Below are 1293 nucleotides of genomic sequence, written 5' to 3'. Positions count from 1 at the left end.
TATTTCAGGAGTATTTGCCGCAGGTGATATAAGAAAAAAATCCTTGAGACAAGTAGTAACTGCAGCAGCTGATGGTGCTATAGCAGCAACTACTGCTGAGCACTATTTAGAATCATTGAAATAATAAATACTGAGCTACCTTATTAAGGCAGTTATAAAAATAGGAGGGTTAATAAAATGATAGAATTAAACAAGAAAAACTGGGATGCTGAAATTACTGAATATGTTGAAAAGCCAGTGTTTGTTGACTTTTGGGGCGATAAGTGTGAAATTTGTAAACAATTAATGCCTGGAGTACATGGCTTGGAAAAAGTATATGGTGACAAAATAAAATTTGCCAGCCTTAATATAAGCAGTGCAAGGAGGTTAGCAATTTCTCAAAAAGTTCTAGGACTGCCGACGATGATTATATATAAAAACGGTGAAAAAATGGACACTATAACTGCAGATAAAATAAATACTCTTGATGATGTGAAGAGCTTTATAAAATCTACATATGATAAGCTTTAAAATTAAATAAAGTTCAAAATAAATATTAAAAAAGGAAGAGATAATATGTTAAAAGGTAAAAAGGTAATTGCGATAGGAGATAGGGACGGTATACCTGGCCAGGCTATTGAGGTCTGTGCNCTTTAAAATTAAATAAAGTTCAAAATAAATATTAAAAAAGGAAGAGATAATATGTTAAAAGGTAAAAAGGTAATTGCGATAGGAGATAGGGACGGTATACCTGGCCAGGCTATTGAGGTCTGTGCAAAGTCAGCCGGAGCAGAGGTTATATTTGCTTCTACAGAATGTTTCGTTTGAACGGCTGCGGGAGCTATGGATCTGGAGATCCAACAGAGGGTAAAAGATTTGACGGAAAAATACGGTGCAGAAAATATAGTTGTAATTTTAGGTGGAGCAGAGGCAGAAGCGTCAGGTCTTTCTGCAGAAACGGTAAGTGCGGGAGATCCGACTTTTGCTGGACCGCTTGCAGGAGTAGCACTTGGACTGGCTGTCTATCATATTGTAGAACCTGAAATAAAGGAAGAATGTGATGCTGCAGTTTATGATGAACAGTGCAGCATGATGGAAATGGTTCTTGATGTAGAAGATATTATAAGTGAGGTAAACACTATAAGAGACCAGTATTCAAAATATAATAAATAATATAAATAATTTCATTAAAAAGGAAAAATTTTTGGTAGAAAATAGTTTTGATATTAGAATAAAGAATAATAGCATGCAGGAATGCATGCTATTATTAAAATAAATAGGAGGTTTTAAAATGAATTTTCCCGTTGTTAAGAG

At 34.4% G+C, this 1293-nt stretch carries 1 protein-coding gene and 2 pseudogenes; all 3 read left to right on the top strand.

Going from position 1 to position 1293, the window contains the following annotated elements; translation table 11 throughout:
• A pseudogene (locus ACFHWD_RS20575) lies at positions 1-124 on the top strand (thioredoxin-disulfide reductase); the annotation flags it as partial.
• A 53-nt stretch (positions 125-177) separates the two neighbouring features.
• Complete coding sequence (locus tag ACFHWD_RS20570; RefSeq protein ID WP_179976992.1) at positions 178-510, top strand: co-chaperone YbbN; 333 nt, start codon at positions 178-180, stop codon at positions 508-510.
• A gap of 45 nt (positions 511-555) precedes the next feature.
• Positions 556-1152, top strand: a pseudogene (gene grdA, locus ACFHWD_RS20565) (glycine/sarcosine/betaine reductase complex selenoprotein A).
• Positions 1153-1293 lie beyond the last annotated feature (141 nt).

Source organism: Clostridium sp. MT-14 (assembly GCF_042436595.1).
Lineage (GTDB): Bacteria > Bacillota > Clostridia > Clostridiales > Clostridiaceae > Clostridium_B > Clostridium_B aromativorans.
Note: the sequence above shows the minus strand (reverse complement) of the source record. Positions and strands in the feature narration are given on the sequence as shown.